Origin of the sequence: Lysinibacillus sp. C5.1 (genome assembly GCF_016350185.1) — a bacterium.
In the GTDB taxonomy this organism is placed as follows: domain Bacteria; phylum Bacillota; class Bacilli; order Bacillales_A; family Planococcaceae; genus Lysinibacillus; species Lysinibacillus sphaericus.
Genome location: NZ_CP066226.1, coordinates 4,575,264 through 4,592,238, shown reverse-complemented (window position 1 = coordinate 4,592,238; position 16,975 = coordinate 4,575,264). Strand labels below are relative to the sequence as shown.

Below are 16,975 nucleotides of genomic sequence, written 5' to 3'. Positions count from 1 at the left end.
GATGAACTACCAATTTTTAGTTGAAACCTTTTTTGTAGCATTATCGGGTGTACCGATCGCACTCCTTGTAACGGTTGTTGCATTACTCGTTGCTCTTCCACTTGGCTTTTTATTAGCACTGACACGCATTAATAAAATTCCGGTTATACATCATCTAGCAAAGATTTATGTATCCTTTGTTCGAGGTACGCCCATTATTATTCAGATTTTTATTATTTATAGTAGTATTCCACTCATATTAAAAATGGTTTTTGAAAAATATCATATTACCTATGACATTTATAAAATCAATCCAATTTGGTATGCATTTATCGTGTTTGCTTTTAGTACAACAGCTATTTTAATAGAGGTATTCCGTTCGGCACTTGGTACTATTGAAAAGGGTCAGCTAGAGGCGGCACATGCAGTGGGTTTAACGACATTTCAAGCTTATCGCCGAATTATTATTCCACAAGCATTAGTAGTGGCGATGCCGAATATTTGTACAGCAACAGTAAACCTAATAAAAGCGACGTCATTGGGATATGCGATGTCCTTACCAGAAATTACATTGAAGGCAAAAGTTGCTGCAAATGTGGGCTACAATTATGTGGAAGCATATCTTGATATATTCATCGTGTATTTAATTTTATGCAGTACGGTTGAATACTTGTTTAAGCGATACGAGCAACATTTGAGCAAATACAAAGTGGCAAATGCCTAAGGGGTGAATCTTTATGTTAACAATCAAAAATATTCATAAATCATTTGGCGATAATGAAATTTTAAAAGGTGTAGATTTATCGATTGATAAAGGTGATGTAGTTGTTATTTTAGGCCCGAGTGGCTCAGGTAAAACGACTTTATTGCGTTGCATTAACTTTTTAGAAAAGGCAGACCAAGGGCATGCGACATTCGGTACAATCGATGTGGATTTTCAAAATGTCAAAAAGAAGGACGTCCATGCTATTCGTCAACGTGTAGCGTTTGTATTCCAAAATTATAATCTTTTTACGAATAAAACAGCTTTAGAAAATGTGACAGAAGGACTTGTTATTGGCCGAAAAATAGCAAAGGCTGAAGCGATTGAAATCGGTAAAAAAGCGCTTGATAAAGTAGGGCTGTCAGAAAAATATGATGCTTATCCAAGTCAGTTATCTGGCGGTCAACAGCAGCGTGTTGGTATTGCCCGTGCAGTGGCCTTGAACCCAGATATTATTTTATTTGATGAGCCGACTTCTGCCCTTGACCCAGAACTAGTGGGAGAAGTATTGACGGTTATGAAGAACATTGCGAAAGAGGGCACGACAATGCTTGTTGTAACGCATGAGATGGGCTTTGCAAAGGATGTAGCTAACCGCGTTATTTTTATGGATGGTGGGGTTGTTGTCGAAGAAGGAAGCCCACATGATATATTCGTTAGCCCGAAAGAAGAGCGGACGAAAAAGTTTTTAAAGCGTGTGATACCAGAGGATTATACATTTTATATTTAAGGTTTTCATTGGAACTAGTGAAACGTTTTTAGTGGCAGGGATGTAGCTCTAGTTGTTGTAATATCTTTCTTCGGACCGATGATTTACGTTTTTATTTGTCATTGCGTCCTATAGAATTTATACTTTTACTTGAAAAAAGGTTCAATTCTTGTAGGCATAACAAGGAGTTGAGCAACAGTTTTATTCGGAAAGTTTTTGAGAACTTACAGTAAAAGCTAAATTTTCAAAAAGGGGTTTACAACAATGCCACTTACTTTTGCACATCCCGCTGCCGTATTACCGTTCTCAAGAAAAAGTAAGTATATTCATTTTTCTGCCATGGTTATCGGTAGTATGGCGCCAGACTTTGAGTATTTTCTAAGAGGTCAACCTAAGGGTGAAATAGGTCATACTTTTATGGGGTTTATTACGTTCAATCTACCGTTAGTAGCTTTCATCTACTTTATCTACCATTTCTTTATACACCAAACCTTCGTTCATTATTTGCCTAATATACTACAAGATACTTCTACAAATAGAGTAGATTCCAATAAATTGTTGAAATTAGTCGTGTTTATTTATTCTGCCTTGTTTGGCATGCTTACTCATGTCGTATGGGATTCCTTTACACATATAAATGGTTATATGGTGCTTACTTTCCCTACAGTATTTACTAAAATCTATCGTATTTATGGTTTTGATCTACCTTTGTATAAGTTTTTGCAACATGGTAGTACATTACTGGGATTCATTTTGATATTTGGTTATATGTATTTCAGAGCATTATCTCAGAGACATAGAAATGCTACCGTTGGTGTTACACATAAAATTATTTATTGGTCATCCTTATTCATAATGACATGTTCAGTAGTAATTAGTTGGTATGTCATTGACCATGTTCCATTTTTAAATTATGGCATTCTTGTTGTAAGAATAATCGATTCTTTTTTTATTAGTTTATTCATCATATCAATCTACTTAAAATATTGGCTAAAAAGGTAAAGTACTGAGATTTATCTTTAAAGAGACTGTTCTGGTAAATGGAACAGTCTTTTTTGTTGCTGAAAGGAGCGTGGGATTTTGGCTATATGAAGGGAGCATCTTTCAATTTTTATTAAACAGAATTATCAAAAAATATTGACATTTAAGTTTTCTTTTTTTATATTTTTACTAATATATTTCCGTTTATCGGAATTAATTTCCGTATAGTGGAAATGTATATGGTGGATTTTTTGTCTTATGTAGCAAGTTGCTACTTTAAGGTTTTGTACTACGAATGCAAAGGGGAGAGAGGATGGCAAATCTACAAGAGAATCATAATGTTGAAGAGCCGAAAATCAAGGGGATTAATGCGTTTGTTTTAATGTTTATTATTATTTTAGTTATGAGTGTCCTTACGTATATTATTCCAGCTGGTCAGTATGATCGAGTTGAAATAAACGGGCGTATGGTTGTAGACCTTGAATCATTTAACTATATAGATTCGAGTCCAGTTGGTTTCCTTGAAATATTCAATAGTGTCCATTTAGGGATGCTAGAAGGTGCTTCCATTATTTTATTTGTTTTCTTATTTGGGGGAGCGCTTGGTATTATGCAAAAAACGGGAGCGATCGATTCATTTATTAAAGTAATGGCTTCTAAATTTGGTCAGAAGGAGTACGTGTTAATTCCAATTCTGATATTAATCTTTGGTAGTTTAGGAACATTAATCGGTTCAGCAGAGGATACACTTGTGTATATTGCCATCATTATTCCATTAACGATGGCTCTAGGAATGGATGCCATTACAGGCTTTGCAATTGTCATGTTAGGGACATTAGCAACTGGTTTTACATCTGGCATTACCAATCCATTTAACATCGGCGTTGCTCAAACGATAGCTGAATTGCCAATGTATTCAGGTATGTCTTATCGCATTATTGTATTTGTTGTGTTCTATCTTTTAACAGTAATTTATATTATTCGGCATGCAAAAAAAGTGAAAGAAGACCCAGCGAAAGGAATCTACGGAAAGTTTAAGAGAGAAGAAACGGTGGAACTATCTTTAGACTTTAAAATGAGCGTTCGCCATTTATTGGCTTTGCTGGTGTTGTTAGCGAATTTTGTTGCATTAATTGTCGGGGTTATTAAGTTTCAATGGTATATCAGTGAAATTGGAGGCGTATTCTTATTAAGCAGCATTATTATGTCGGTAATTTGTAAAATGAGTCCAAATCAAATGGCTGAAGGCTTTATTTCAGGAGCGCGAGATATGGTGGAGGGTGCTTTAATTATTGGCTTTGCTCAAACAATCCTCGTTATTACGACATCGGGTGGCTTAATTGATACTATTTTACATTTTGTAGCGAATGCAGTCAGTGTACTACCTGCTTCTATTAATGCAGTAGGCATGTTCTTGCTACAACTGTGTTTAAATTTCTTAGTGCCATCAGGTAGTGGACAAGCTGCTTTAACAATGCCCATTATGACACCATTAGCTGATTTAATTGGTGTAACAAGACAGACAGCCGTATTGGCTTTCCAATTTGGAGACGGTATATCGAATATGGTCATTCCTACAAGTGGTGTTTTGTTAGCAGGTTTAGCAATCGCAGGTATTCCATTTTCCAAATGGTTTAAATGGGTTTTCCCATACTTCGTTATTCAAACGACGTTAGCCATTATTTTATTAGTTATTGCGCACGTTATGAATTACGGCCCGTTTTAATTTAGAGAATGATAGGAGGTTTTACAAATGATAAAAACAAAAGATTTACATCAACAGGTCATTGCTTGGAGACAGCATTTACATATGTATCCTGAATTATCACATCAAGAGCATCAAACAGCACAGTTTATTTATGAGCAATTAATAACATTCCCATATTTAGAAGTAAAACGGTTAACAGAAACGAGTGTTTATGCATGTTTAAAAGGGACGAAGACGGAGGGGCAGGGTCATACGATTTTATTGCGTGCAGATATTGATGCATTGCCAATTGAAGAAGAGACCGATTTGCCATTTAAATCAAAAAATCCAGGGGTGATGCATGCTTGTGGGCATGATGCACACCCAGCGATGTTATTAGGTGCTGCGAAAGTATTAGCTGAGCGAGGTACAGATTTCAATGGTGAAATCCGTTTTATTTTCCAGCATGCTGAGGAGGTAACGCCAGGGGGAGCTGCTCAACTTGTGTCATTAGGTGTTGCGGATAATGTAGATTATGCCTTTGCATTACATGTAAGCCCGGATTATCAAGTCGGTCAATTTGCCATGAAGGATGGAAAGTTTACGGCAGCTGCAGATGATTTTGAGATTAAGATTTACGGTCGAGGTGGACATGCTTCGACGCCAGAGGTTGCAATTGATCCGTTATTGATTGGGTCAGAAATGGTTGTGGCATTGCAAACTATTGTGTCGCGTAAAGTACCAAGCATTCATGCTCCGGTTTTAACGGTAGCAAAATTTCATTGTGGTACAGCTTTAAATATTATTGCGGATACGGCTGAGCTTGGTGGTACAATTCGTTCGCTTGATGCGACAGTACGTGTGGAGGCTCGTCACCATTTAGAGAAAATTGTCAATGGTATAGCGTCCATGCATGGGGCTAGAGTAGATATTAAATGGGAACTTGGTTGTCCTTCTGTAACCAATGACGAGGAGCTTACAGCTTTATCGCGTCAAATAGCGGGGGATATTGTAGGGGCAGAAGGTGTACAGGAATTACCTGCACCAATGTTTGGAACAGAAGATTTTGCCGATTTTTCAGAGATTGTTCCTTCTTCAATGCAGTATATAGGGGTGCATAATGAGGATTTTGGTGAAGCCTATCCTTTGCATCACCCTCGCTTTAAAATTGATGAGGATGCCTTGATTTATGGTGTTCGCTATTTTGAAAAAATCGCACGGACATTATGCCCTTAAAACCATCATCAGTGTGGGTGGGTGTTTGAGTGTATTGGTGTAAAGTATCTAGTAGTTAATTGGAGTGAAGTATGGAGACGCCTGCGGAAATCAACGGCAGTAACTATCTACAACAATAAACACCCACCTTATGCAGGCGGGTGTTTATCGTTGTTATCGCGTATTATTTTGTATAGTTATCAAAATAACCTTGAATATAAATCATTGGTGTTCCTTTATCGCCTGAGCCTGAAGTTAGGTCAGAAAGAGAACCGATTAAGTCTGTTAATTTACGAGGTGTTGTACCTTGAGCGGCCATTTGACCAGTTAAATCTTCGTCTTTATTTTGAATATATTCAGAGATAGCTGTTTTTAATTCTTCTCCGCGAAGATCAGCAAAATCATTATCTGCTAAGTATTTTAATTTTACTTCATTCGGTGTACCGTCTAAGCCTAAAGTGTAGGCAGGTGAAACAACAGGGTCAGCAAGCTCCCAAATTTTACCCACTGGATCTTTAAATGCACCATCTCCATAAACCATTACCTCTACTGTTTTACCAGTAGCTTCTTTGATTTTTGCTTGGATGCCATCAACGATTGGTTGGCAAGTATGTGGGAATAGTTTTACACTTTCCTCAGTTGCTTTGTTTGAGCCAAGTAGACCGTATTCTGCATTAAAGCCAGAACCATTAATAGATTCAGCTAAAATATTATCTAACGAAAATACCTTTTCAGCACCATTCGTTGTTAAAATACGTTTTGTACGGAAGCGAGTGTGAATATCGCAAGTTAGTACACTTTTTGTATAGGCTAAAATTGTTTTTGGATTGTTTGAGAAGATGACTTCACAAGCTGCACCTTCAGCTTCGATTAATTCTTTGTAGTATTCAATATAATCTACACCTGTAAATGTGTGTTTTTTATAGCCGAAATGCTCGCGGAACTCAGCTTCTGTTAAGGTATCAGTCCAAGGATTAATACCTTTAACATCTAGTTCGTCGATATCAACTAAGTGGTTGCCAACTTCATCCGATGGGTAGCTTAGCATTAAAACGACTTTTTTTACCCCTTTCGCAATACCACGTAAGCAGTTTGCAAAGCGATTACGGCTTAAAATTGGGAAGATCACACCAACTGTATCATCACCAAACTTAGCAGCTACATCCGTTGCAATGTCATCGATTGATGCATAGTTACCTTGTGCACGGGCTACAACAGATTCTGTTACTGTCACAATATCTTGATCCTCAATTGAATAGCCTTCCACTTTAGCAGCGTTTAGTACTGTATCGACAACGATTTGTTCGATGTTATCGCCTTCGTTAATAATCGGACCACGAAGACCTCTTACCACTGTTCCAACTACACGTTCCAAAATAATCTCTCCTTATTAAATAGCTATATGTTAATTTTTAATGAGATGAATAAAACCAATATGATTTTACTATACGCTCAGTTAATGATATAAGTAAAATTAATAGTTTAAATAATAGCTATAAGGAGAGCTTATATGATAGGGAAATTAGATTTATATCGTGTTTTTAGTGTCGTTGCAAAAAATAGTAGCTTTTCTAGGGCGGCTAAAGATTTATTTATGACACAACCCGCCGTTAGCCAAGCCATGATGCAGCTCGAAAGGGAGCTAGGCACTAGACTCTTCAACCGAACACCAAAGGGCGTCACATTAACGACAGAAGGAAAGTTGCTATTTGAATATACTAACTCGGCATTAGGTCTTTTAGATGCAGGGGAAGAAAAGCTGCTAGAATTTAAAAATTTAACGACAGGCCAATTGAAAATAGGGGTAGGAGATACAATTTCACGCTTCTTTTTAATGCCTTATCTTGAGTCTTTTCATACGATGTATCCAAATATAAAATTGCAAATGTTAAATGGCACTACTTCGGAAATATGTAACTTTATAAAATCGGGTGAGGCTGATGTCGGGCTTTGCAATTTCCCGATAGAAGATGTCAGTTTACAATTAACCGCGTGCACGGAAGTTCAAGATATTTTCGTCTGTGGAGAGAAATATAAAACGCTCAAGTCAAAAAGCTTAAGTTTTGCGGATTTATTAAAGTTCCCCCTTATTTTTCTTGAGAAGAAATCGAACTCGAGAAACTATGTTGAAACTTATTTAATGTCAAAAGGTATTCAAATTGCACCAGAGTTTGAGCTCGGTTCACATGATTTAGTGCTTGAATTCGCACGTAGTAATTTAGGAATCGCGTGTGTAACAAAGGAATTTTCAAAGGATTATTTACAGCGAGGGCTACTTTATGAATTACCACTTGTAGAAAGCATTCCAAATCGTAGTATTGGGATGTGTTATTTAAAAAGTGTTCCATTGTCCCGTGCTGCTACAAAATTTATCGAGATTATTGAACGTAAACAAGCTCGGAAGCAGATAAACCCCCGAACTTTAAAATAAGCTTAGCGACTAGATGATAGCCTGCTAAGCCTTTTTTTATGCTTCGCTTTTCTTTGTAATCAATTCAATCAGTGCATCAACATTTCGTTTGTTTTTCATTGTAGGAGAGTGTAGATAGGAAAATGTCCGGATAAATCGTTGTTCAGCAAGTGGCAAAATAGCAAGATCACCATTTCGAAGGTCGCGCTCAATTACACTGCCAGATAGTAAAGATAGGCCTAGTCCTTCAATCACACTTTCTTTCACACCTTGGTTGCTACTAATGGTTAAGAGTGATTGCACTTGAAGTCCGTTTGTTCTAAATAGATGATCTAAATAATTACGTGTACCTGAACCAACTTCACGTGCAACCCAATTTTGCCGTTGTAATTGTGGGATCGTGATAGCAGATTGTTGAACAAGAGGGTGGTCGTTTGCGCTAACTATAAATAACTCATCTTCCATAAAAGGATGAATAATAAGCTCGTTGTCATGTGCCTGACCTTCAATAAGCCCTATATCTACTTGTAATAGTTTAGTAAATCGAATAATTTCATCGGTATTGCCAATAATAACTTGTAGCTCTAATTGAGGGAATTTGTGCTGAAGTTTCGACAACATGGCAGGCAATATATTTTCTCCAATTGTAAAGCTAGCCCCTATTACGAGCGTGCCTTGAATCGAATGATGATAAGCTAATATATCTTCCTTTGCTGCCTCAGCAATAGCCATAATTTGTTTGGCACGCTTATATAAAATCTCACCAGTTGGTGTTATTTGCACAGACTTTGGCGAGCGGATAAATAAAGTAGTTTGCAACGCTTGTTCAAGGTTTTTAATATGCAGACTGACACTAGGTTGGGAAATATGGAGAATTTCTGAGGCCTTCGTAAAGTTATTGACTTCAACTAATGTAACGAACGTTTTTAACGCATCGTATTGCATCGTATCACCCCTTATTATTAGAAAAATTAATAATTGTAATTATATATATGTATTTTACTGATGATTAACTTTTTTATAAAGTATAATCATCAAGAATGAAAGAAGTGGACAGCATGAATCAACAACAGGGGATAAAGAATTTACTAGCGCCACCATTTATGAAGGGGATTATCTTGACATTAGGTCTTGCCTTAGTGGCTAAGTATATTTCGACATTTCCTTTTTTCTCAATATTGGGCCAGCTTGTAATAGCAATCATACTTGGGATGGTATGGCGAGCAATATTTACTGTACCTGATGTCTGGCAAACAGGTATATCTTTTTCGAGTAAAAAACTATTGCGATTAGGCATTATTTTGCTGGGTATGCGCTTGAATTTAGCTGATATTTATCATGCAGGAGCGAGAGTCTTTTTGATTGCCTTTCTCAATTTAGTATTTGCTCTCTTTGTTGTTTACTGGTTAACGAAGGTATTTCATGTCGATAAAAAGCTCGGCATTTTAACGGCTTGTGGAACAGCTATTTGTGGAGCTGCGGCTGTTGTAGCGATTGCCCCTCAAATTAAGGCGAATGAAAAGGAAACTGCTGTAGGTGCAGCGATTGTCGCCTTGCTTGGCACAGTATTTACACTTATTTATACAGTGGTGTATTCACTTATTGGCTTAACACCGACACAATATGGCATTTTTGCAGGAGGTACATTGCATGAAATAGCTCACGTTATTGCAGCAGCGGCGGCGGGTGGCGATGAGGCTGTAGATATGGCGGTCATTGTAAAATTAACGCGTGTCGCTTTGCTCGTACCAGTAGCGATTGTAATTGGAATTATGTATCAAAGAAGAAACAAAGAACAAGGAAACAAAGCATTTTCGTTATCTATAATTCCTTGGTTTATTCTAGGTTTTTTAGTTATGAGCGCTATTAATTCGTTAGGAATAGTACCACCAGCATTTGCACAAACAGTCGTAAATTGCGCATATATTTTAATTGCTATGGCGATGGCAGGCTTAGGATTGAATGTAGAAATGAAAACATTTAAGCAATTAGGCATTAAAGCCTTTATCGCAGGACTGATTGGTTCGGTATGTTTATCAATAGTCGGTTATTTCTTAGTAGTAGTATTTCAATGACTAAGAATTGTTTGAGAATTGTTTGAGTGCCTGACACCAAGAAAAAACCATGCATATTTTCTAGAAATATGCATGGTTTTTTAGATAGAATCAGAAGATAATTTAAATAGGTTTACAATTTGTTATTAACGTTGTGCTTCGATAGAAGAAGCTAGCTCAGCAACGACAATTTTACTGCCGATAATTGGGCTGTTCTCAGGTTTTGCGCCTTCAGAGCCAGGCTCAGGACGGTGATGCGCCGCCGCAAAAGCATCGCTATTACGCCACGCTTGGAAATGCTCTTTCGATTCCCAGTACATATTAACGCTCATTTCGTCATATGTAGGATCGTCTGTAGAAATTAATACTTCTACTTTGTGAAAGCCCTCAAACTGTTGCAGTGGACCTGGCTTCGTAAAGTTTGGAGCCATTTTCGCAGCAAAGCCAGGCTTTACTTGAATACGATTGGTAACAATAATCATACTAATACCCCCTAATCATTTTATTGAAGATAAATTAAAGCAAAATCGAATGAATTATCAATGATTATCATTCGCAATCAATGATAAGTGTCCTAGGAAGTCATTGTCAACAAAATTGCAAAGGAAAACGATATTTCAAATGACGATATTGACTTCTATTCTTTATTATATCTCAACCAGTAGTTGTAGGCATTCTATAACTATCGTTACCATCTTGTTTTCAAATATACATACATAGGTTCTTTTGTAGCGTGTGCTGACATTTTGTTGACATAAATAGATGCTATTATAAAAAATCAACAAGCAAGTGGCGAGGTGAGAAAGTGATGATAAAAATATTAGTGGTAGAAGATGAGTTTGCAATTAGCCAAGTACTGAAGGCTTATTTGCAAAAGGTTGGCTATGAAGTTATACAATGCTTTACTGGTGGTCGTGCATTGGAATTGTTTCTGGAGCACCAGCCAGATTTAGTGTTATTAGATATTATGTTACCTGAAAAAAACGGTTGGACAATTTTGCATGAAATTCGCAATGAGGGCTCTTGCCCAGTTATTATGTTAACGGCTTTAGGCGATGTAAATTACCGCTTAGAAGGGTTCGATCAAGGTGTGGATGATTATATTGCGAAACCATTTATAGCGGACGAAGTTGTTGCGCGAGTAAAAGCTGTTTTAAGACGATTTGAAAGCAAGCGAGAATCATCTTTAACGAAGCGATTTGGACAGTTGGAAATTGATATGCAGGCACATCAAGTGTTCCTCAATGGTCAAGAAATTGTGTTAACACCACGAGATTTATCGGTATTATTATTTTTAGCTGAGCATCCAAATCAAACATTCACTCGTGACCAGCTTATTGAACATGTGTGGGGCTGGGAATACGAGGGCAGTGATCGAGCTGTCGATTTAGCAGTGAAGCGATTACGGAAGGCACTTACAGACTGGGATGAGGCAGAAGGAGAGATAAAAACATTACGAGGATTGGGGTATCAGTTAAGTGTTCAAAAAAAATAAGCGAATCTCCTTACTTCAATATTGGACGAGCCGTTACTTACTCACACTCTTTCTAGGGCTAGCTATTATTTCTTTTATTTCTGCTAGTTGGATACGTCACACAACTTTGGAGAATCGACTAGACTTAATGAATTTTATAGCAGAGGAAACGGTTTATCGTTTGTCGGATTCAGCTGCTCCAAATAATAATACGCCCTCAGAAGGTATACCAGGCTTTATCGGCAATCGTGAACGCTTGAACATGAGGGAAATTGACCCAATCTTATATGTAGTTGATGGGAAAGGCAATATCTTGACAAGCAATCGTCCCATGCCACCGGGAAGTAGTGATAATGTGACTAGCTTATTAGATGGAGAAGAGGGAACGAAAAAAATTGTTGTGGAAGCTGAAGGAAAAAAGATGGTTCATTATGTGGTGAAAAAGAAAATTGTAAAAGAGAATAAGGTTGTTGGCTGGGTGCTTGTGTTAGAGAAGAAGGAAAACTTGACGAAAGTTCAACAAGCATATGGACAACTCGCCATCATAATTGGAGCACTTGCTATCCTCGGCTGGGGAGCTATCTATTTTTTATCGAAGCGCTTAGTGCGTCCGATTAAGCAAGTAGCGGAAGCGGCTAAACAAGTACAAGAAGGCAATTATACATTTGAGTTACCTCAAAATAGTAAAGAGGAAGAAGTATTTGAACTTGTTACATCCTTTAAGGACATGGCCAATAAGTTACAACAACTCGAACGAACGCGAACGGAGCTGTTAGCAGGAGTTACCCATGAGTTAAAAACGCCCGTTACATCTATTAGTGGGTTGTTGCAGGCTGTAAGAGATGGCGTTGTAACGGGGGAAGATGCCAAAGAATTTATTCAAATGGCTCTTTTAGAAACGACGAAAATGAAAACAATGGTTGGGGATTTATTAGCTTTTAACAGTTTTGCGGTGGATGCGATTCCTGTTAAGCTCGTAACGCTCAATGTCAATCACATTGTACGGGATGCAGTGGCACAGTGGGAAGTGATGGAGGATGAGCAACATATTAAGATACAGGTGCACTATCTTCCGGAGCCGGTAAATGTGCAAGCTGATGTTGTACGTATACAGCAAATATTCACCAATCTTTTAACTAATGCAAAGCAAGCCATGCAGGCTGGTTACGTGACGATTACATTAAGGGAAAATCTTGATTGTGTTATTATTGCTGTACAGGATTCAGGAAACGGAATATCACAAGAAAATCAGGCATTTATTTTCGAGCGCTTTTATCGAGGTGAGAATAAAAAATATACTGTTCGAGGGCTAGGCTTAGGGCTTCCATTAAGTAAAATGATGGCTCAATCAATTGGCGGCGATTTACGATTAGTTGAAAGTAACCCTTCTGGAACATGTTTTGAAATAATAGTATTGAAAGCTACTACGCAGTAACGGCGTGGTAGCTTTTTGTTATGCCGTAAGAGTAAGGGTTGGGCAATGTAAAAATTTATTGAAGGAATTGTAAAGCTGACATCTGACTGACACATTAGCCCTTTATAGTAAGCAATGTAAACGAGGACATACAAGAAAGGATGTTATAGAGAATGGCTATATATTCAAGGTATACCAATATCATTGCCGTTCCTGTTGCCTTCGTGCTGCTGTTAACGGGATGTGGTGATAGTAGCGATTATGTGGCAACGGTGGACGGTGAAAAAATTCTTCAGACAGAGCTAGATCAGGCATTGCGCGAACAATATGGCGCAGAAGTGTTAGACACACTTATAAACAATAAAATCATTGCGCTTGAGGCAGAAAAAGAAGGTATTACTATATTGGATAATGCTATTCAAGCGGAATATGATGAGCTGGTCGAGTCTTATGGCGGAAAGGCAGCTTTACAAGAGGCACTCGATGCCAATGGTCTAACTGTGGAAAGTGTTAAAGATAATATTCGCATGTATCAGTTGACAAAAGATGTTATGGCGAAAAGCATAGATATTTCGGATGAAGAATTACAGCAATATTTTGAAGAACACAAGGATGACTACGGTCAACAGGAGCAAGTGGCGGCTAGTCATATTTTCCTTGAAGATGAAGCAACTGCAAAAGAGGTTGAAGAGAAGTTAAAAGCGGGTGAAGACTTTGCAGAGTTGGCGAAAGCCTATTCCGTTGATACAGATACAAGAGAAGATGGTGGCGATCTAGGTTATATTCAGCGTGGTCAGATGGATGAGCAGTTTGAAGCGGCAGCATTCGCTCTTGAAAAAGGGGCTGTAAGTAGTGTCGTGCAGTCAGTAGAAGGTTATCACATTATTAAAGTAACAGGTAAAGAGCCTGCACAACAAGCTGTTTTTGAAGACGTTCAAGATGAAGTGTATGAAACCGTTTTAGAATCACGTATCAACGAAGAATATATGACATGGCTAACAACGAAACAAGAGCAATACAAGATTGAAAAGCAATAAAGGAAGGAGCGCTAATCATGCCTAAAGTAACATCTTTTAACCCAAATGGTCGGAAAGAAATTAAACAGGCAATCTCCTATCCGGACTATGCACTGTTAAAAAGTAAAATCCAGCATTTGATGAAGTTAGATCGTAACGCTGGTCCAGATGGAAAGTATTTAATTCGAAGCACATACTTCGATAATTTTGCGAACAAAGTATTGAATGAAAAAAAAGAAGGGTTTATTAATCGCGATAAATATCGGGTACGTATTTATGGGAAATCGGCTGCTTTAGTAAATTTAGAGCGTAAAAGTAAGCGCAATAATTTAACGTTTAAAACGAAATGTGTGATTTCACAAGCGGAGTACGAAAAGATGCGTATCGGGGACATAGATTGGATGGAAAATGATGACCGCCTATTAATACGGGAATTATTTTATGAGATGAAATATAATCAACTAAAGCCGACGACAGTTGTCGATTATGAGCGCGAGGCGTACATTTACCCTTTTGGTAATGTGCGTGTAACGTTTGATAGTAAGGTGCAGTCAAGCCTGCGCAATACCGAAATGTTCAATCAAAATCTGCCAATGGTGGATGTACTTGAGCCGAACCTTGTTATTTTAGAAGTGAAATATGATTCGTACTTGCCAGACATTATTAAGTATTTACTTCAATCTGTAGATACCCGTGCTGAAGCTTATTCGAAATACCAGCTTAGTCGTATGCACGTATAACAAAGGAGAAATAAAAAATGGATAATATGAATTTTAGTGATATTTTTAAATCAAATTTTCTAGAGAAAACGACCTCATTTTCATTAACCGATTCCATTATTGGATTAGTTGTTGCTTTCTTTGTTGGGCTATTTATTTACGCTGTTTATAAGAAAACCTTTAATGGTGTAATTTATTCCCACTCGTTTAATATTTCGTTGCTCATTATGACCATGGCAACAGCGCTCGTTATTATGGGGATTAGTTCCAACGTCTTGTTGTCACTTGGTATGGTAGGGGCATTATCCATTGTTCGTTTCCGTACACCGATTAAAGACCCAATGGATTTAGTGTATATTTTCTGGGCAATCGTATCAGGTATTCTTTGTGGAGCAGGATTTATTCCACTCGTTATTATCGGTGCTATATTAATAGGCTTAGTTCTACTAGTATTAGTAAATAAAATTACGATTGAAAATCCTTATTTATTAATTGTGAAATTTGAAGAAGATGTAGCTTGTGAAGAAGTTGAACGTATCATTGCTGCACAATCTAAAAAATTCGCGTTAAAATCAAAATCAATTATTCAAAATGATGAAGTTGAAACCACTTACGAAATTCGCGTAAAGCAAAATGATGCAAAGTTTATGGACAATGTAACAAAAGTACCTGGTGTCAAATCAGCAATTATGCTGAGCTACGATGGTAATTTCACAGCGTAATGGTTTTCTAACGGCGAACAAGAGAGGTGCAGTCAATGATTAAAAATCGCATTGTCTATACTAGTATGGCGATTCTCCTTCTACTCTTTGGCGTGATGGTGGCTGTGCTTCCAAACTTAAATATCGAAACAAAAAACACGGAATTTTCCTATGAGACGCTTGTGTTCAATAAAAGCAAAGTAACAACTGTAGATATTGAAATAGCTCAAGAGGATTGGGAGGACATGCTAGAAAATGCTGCTGATGAGGAGCTAAAGCAAGCCAATATTACGATAAATGGTAAGACAATAGAAAATGTGGCGATTCGTACAAAAGGAAACTTATCGTTACGTTCTGTTGTGAATAGTGACTCCGACCGTTATAGCTTGAAAGTCGATTTTGACTATTATGATGATACGCAAAGCTTATATGGACTGAAGAAATTAAATTTAAACAATAATTACAGTGATTCAACTTTAATGCGCGAATATATTTCGTATGAGCTGATGGAAAAAATGGGCTTACCGACGCCTGCTCACGCCTATATGTATGTCACGGTAAATGGTGAAGAGCGGGGTCTATATTTAGGTATAGAAGCGGTCGACGAAACATTTTTAGCGAATCATTACGGAGCCAACGATGGATTTTTATTTAAACCAGATGGTACAGGCAGTGATTTAAAATATATTAGCGATGATCTGGCCGATTATACGGGAATTGGTTTAAAAACGAATGAAGATAATGTTGAAAACTCAAAGCTAATCGATATGCTCGATGCCATTAATAATGGTGGAAATATCGAAAAATATTTAGATGTCGATGAGATGTTACGTTACTTTGCTGTAAATACAGCGCTAGTAAACTTAGATAGTTACCAAGGGAATATGAAGCACAACTACTATTTATATGAGGATAAGGGTGTGTTTTCAATTATACCGTGGGATTATAATATGTCATTTGGTGGCTTTGGTGTTGGTGGTGGAATGGGTGGTAATCCAAATCAAATGCAGACAAATGCAGTTGAGGAGGAAAATGGAGCTACCCCAGCGATAAAGCAACCACAAGGTGACCAGTCAAATGCTGAACAAATTCAAGAAAGACAAGCAAATGCCAACCGCAATAAAGGAGACTTCAATATGTTGGGCGGAATGACTGGAGATTTAATGGCGGATAGTGCCATTAATTTTAGCATTACGACACCAGTATCTGGGACAACTTTAGAAGAACGCCCACTATTAAATGCATTATTGTCTAATGAAGCGTACCGCGCTAAGTATGAAGGGTACTTAGAAAAATTAGCAACAAGCTATTTAACAGAAGATTATATTCAGTCGCTTACGAACAATTTAGCGTTGCTATTAACAAGCTATGAGGAAGCCGATCCTACAAAATTTTTCACAACAGAGCAGTTTTTAGAAGGTGTGGAGGGGGACAACAGTCTACCTGAATTTGCAAAACAACGTTCTGCATCGATTTTAAAGCAACTATCTGGTGAACTAGTTGTCGAAACAAGTGCAACTGCACAGGGAAATATGATGATGCCAAATGGTGATGTAAATGGCAACCCAATGCAAATGCCTGATGACTTTGACCCGAGTCAATTACCCGAAGACTTCGACCCTGCACAAGCACCTGAAGCTGGCGAGGGCAATGAACAGGGAGAAGGGGCGCGAGGTGGTCCAATGCAACGTCCAGAGGGAATGGGCAATCCAAATAAGGGCAATGAGCAGACGATGCAAGCAACAGGAATCGATCAAAGTACAGTGTTAACAGCAACCGCTTCGTTTTCATTTTTAGTAGCTGCTCTCCTCTTTGTTTTTAGATTTAATCGTAGAGGACGCTAAAAAAACACG

16 protein-coding genes are annotated in these 16,975 nt (G+C 37.8%); 13 read left to right on the top strand and 3 right to left on the bottom strand.

The window, feature by feature from the left end; all coding sequences use genetic code 11:
- Position 1: 1 nt before the first annotated feature.
- From I5435_RS22645 to I5435_RS22625, 5 genes are all read left to right on the top strand, one after another.
- Positions 2-703: an amino acid ABC transporter permease gene (locus I5435_RS22645; RefSeq protein WP_024364437.1), complete on the top strand. Its 702-nt coding sequence runs from the start codon at positions 2-4 to the stop codon at positions 701-703.
- Between the two features lie 13 nt (positions 704-716).
- Positions 717-1,472, top strand: coding sequence for an amino acid ABC transporter ATP-binding protein (locus I5435_RS22640; protein ID WP_024364436.1), 756 nt, complete (start codon positions 717-719; stop codon positions 1,470-1,472).
- Between the two features lie 243 nt (positions 1,473-1,715).
- Positions 1,716-2,453, top strand: a complete 738-nt coding sequence (locus I5435_RS22635) for a DUF4184 family protein (protein ID WP_337983019.1) — start codon at positions 1,716-1,718, stop codon at positions 2,451-2,453.
- Between the two features lie 292 nt (positions 2,454-2,745).
- Positions 2,746-4,158, top strand: a complete 1,413-nt coding sequence (locus I5435_RS22630) for a YfcC family protein (RefSeq protein WP_337983018.1) — start codon at positions 2,746-2,748, stop codon at positions 4,156-4,158.
- Between the two features lie 27 nt (positions 4,159-4,185).
- Positions 4,186-5,355, top strand: coding sequence for a M20 metallopeptidase family protein (locus tag I5435_RS22625; RefSeq protein WP_337983017.1), 1,170 nt, complete (start codon positions 4,186-4,188; stop codon positions 5,353-5,355).
- 163 nt (positions 5,356-5,518) lie between these two features.
- Here I5435_RS22625 and I5435_RS22620 read toward each other — a convergent pair whose 3' ends face one another.
- The gene (locus tag I5435_RS22620; protein ID WP_337983016.1) at positions 5,519-6,709 is read right to left on the bottom strand and encodes a coenzyme F420-0:L-glutamate ligase; all 1,191 of its coding nucleotides are present in this window, start codon (positions 6,707-6,709) and stop codon (positions 5,519-5,521) included.
- Positions 6,710-6,844: 135 nt separating this feature from the next.
- On the opposite strand from I5435_RS22620, the gene I5435_RS22615 reads away from it, so the two are divergent.
- Positions 6,845-7,765 carry a LysR family transcriptional regulator gene (locus tag I5435_RS22615; RefSeq protein ID WP_029747416.1) on the top strand — a complete coding sequence of 307 codons (921 nt, stop codon included), beginning with the start codon at positions 6,845-6,847 and terminating at the stop codon, positions 7,763-7,765.
- A 36-nt stretch (positions 7,766-7,801) separates the two neighbouring features.
- Here I5435_RS22615 and I5435_RS22610 read toward each other — a convergent pair whose 3' ends face one another.
- Entirely contained in the window at positions 7,802-8,689 is an 888-nt protein-coding gene (locus I5435_RS22610) for a LysR family transcriptional regulator (protein WP_337983015.1), read from the bottom strand.
- A 113-nt stretch (positions 8,690-8,802) separates the two neighbouring features.
- On the opposite strand from I5435_RS22610, the gene I5435_RS22605 reads away from it, so the two are divergent.
- Positions 8,803-9,819, top strand: a complete 1,017-nt coding sequence (locus I5435_RS22605) for a YeiH family protein (RefSeq protein WP_337983014.1) — start codon at positions 8,803-8,805, stop codon at positions 9,817-9,819.
- A gap of 125 nt (positions 9,820-9,944) precedes the next feature.
- Here the strand turns inward: I5435_RS22605 and I5435_RS22600 are convergent, their stop codons facing one another.
- The gene (locus I5435_RS22600; protein WP_024364429.1) at positions 9,945-10,280 is read right to left on the bottom strand and encodes a heme oxygenase; all 336 of its coding nucleotides are present in this window, start codon (positions 10,278-10,280) and stop codon (positions 9,945-9,947) included.
- 326 nt (positions 10,281-10,606) lie between these two features.
- On the opposite strand from I5435_RS22600, the gene I5435_RS22595 reads away from it, so the two are divergent.
- The 6 genes from I5435_RS22595 to I5435_RS22570 all read left to right on the top strand — a co-directional run bounded on the left by I5435_RS22595 (position 10,607) and on the right by I5435_RS22570 (position 16,966).
- A complete protein-coding gene (locus tag I5435_RS22595; protein WP_337983013.1) occupies positions 10,607-11,293 on the top strand; it encodes a response regulator transcription factor in 687 nt (228 codons plus the stop codon).
- The gene (locus tag I5435_RS22590) at positions 11,277-12,707 is read left to right on the top strand and encodes a sensor histidine kinase (protein ID WP_337983012.1); all 1,431 of its coding nucleotides are present in this window, start codon (positions 11,277-11,279) and stop codon (positions 12,705-12,707) included. The genes I5435_RS22595 and I5435_RS22590 overlap by 17 nt, the downstream gene beginning before the upstream one ends.
- 152 nt (positions 12,708-12,859) lie before the next feature.
- The gene (locus tag I5435_RS22585; RefSeq protein WP_337983011.1) at positions 12,860-13,723 is read left to right on the top strand and encodes a peptidylprolyl isomerase; all 864 of its coding nucleotides are present in this window, start codon (positions 12,860-12,862) and stop codon (positions 13,721-13,723) included.
- Between the two features lie 17 nt (positions 13,724-13,740).
- A complete protein-coding gene (locus I5435_RS22580) occupies positions 13,741-14,442 on the top strand; it encodes a polyphosphate polymerase domain-containing protein (protein ID WP_024364426.1) in 702 nt (233 codons plus the stop codon).
- Between the two features lie 17 nt (positions 14,443-14,459).
- The gene (locus I5435_RS22575) at positions 14,460-15,143 is read left to right on the top strand and encodes a DUF4956 domain-containing protein (RefSeq protein ID WP_024364425.1); all 684 of its coding nucleotides are present in this window, start codon (positions 14,460-14,462) and stop codon (positions 15,141-15,143) included.
- A gap of 35 nt (positions 15,144-15,178) precedes the next feature.
- Entirely contained in the window at positions 15,179-16,966 is a 1,788-nt protein-coding gene (locus tag I5435_RS22570) for a CotH kinase family protein (RefSeq protein ID WP_337983010.1), read from the top strand.
- Positions 16,967-16,975 lie beyond the last annotated feature (9 nt).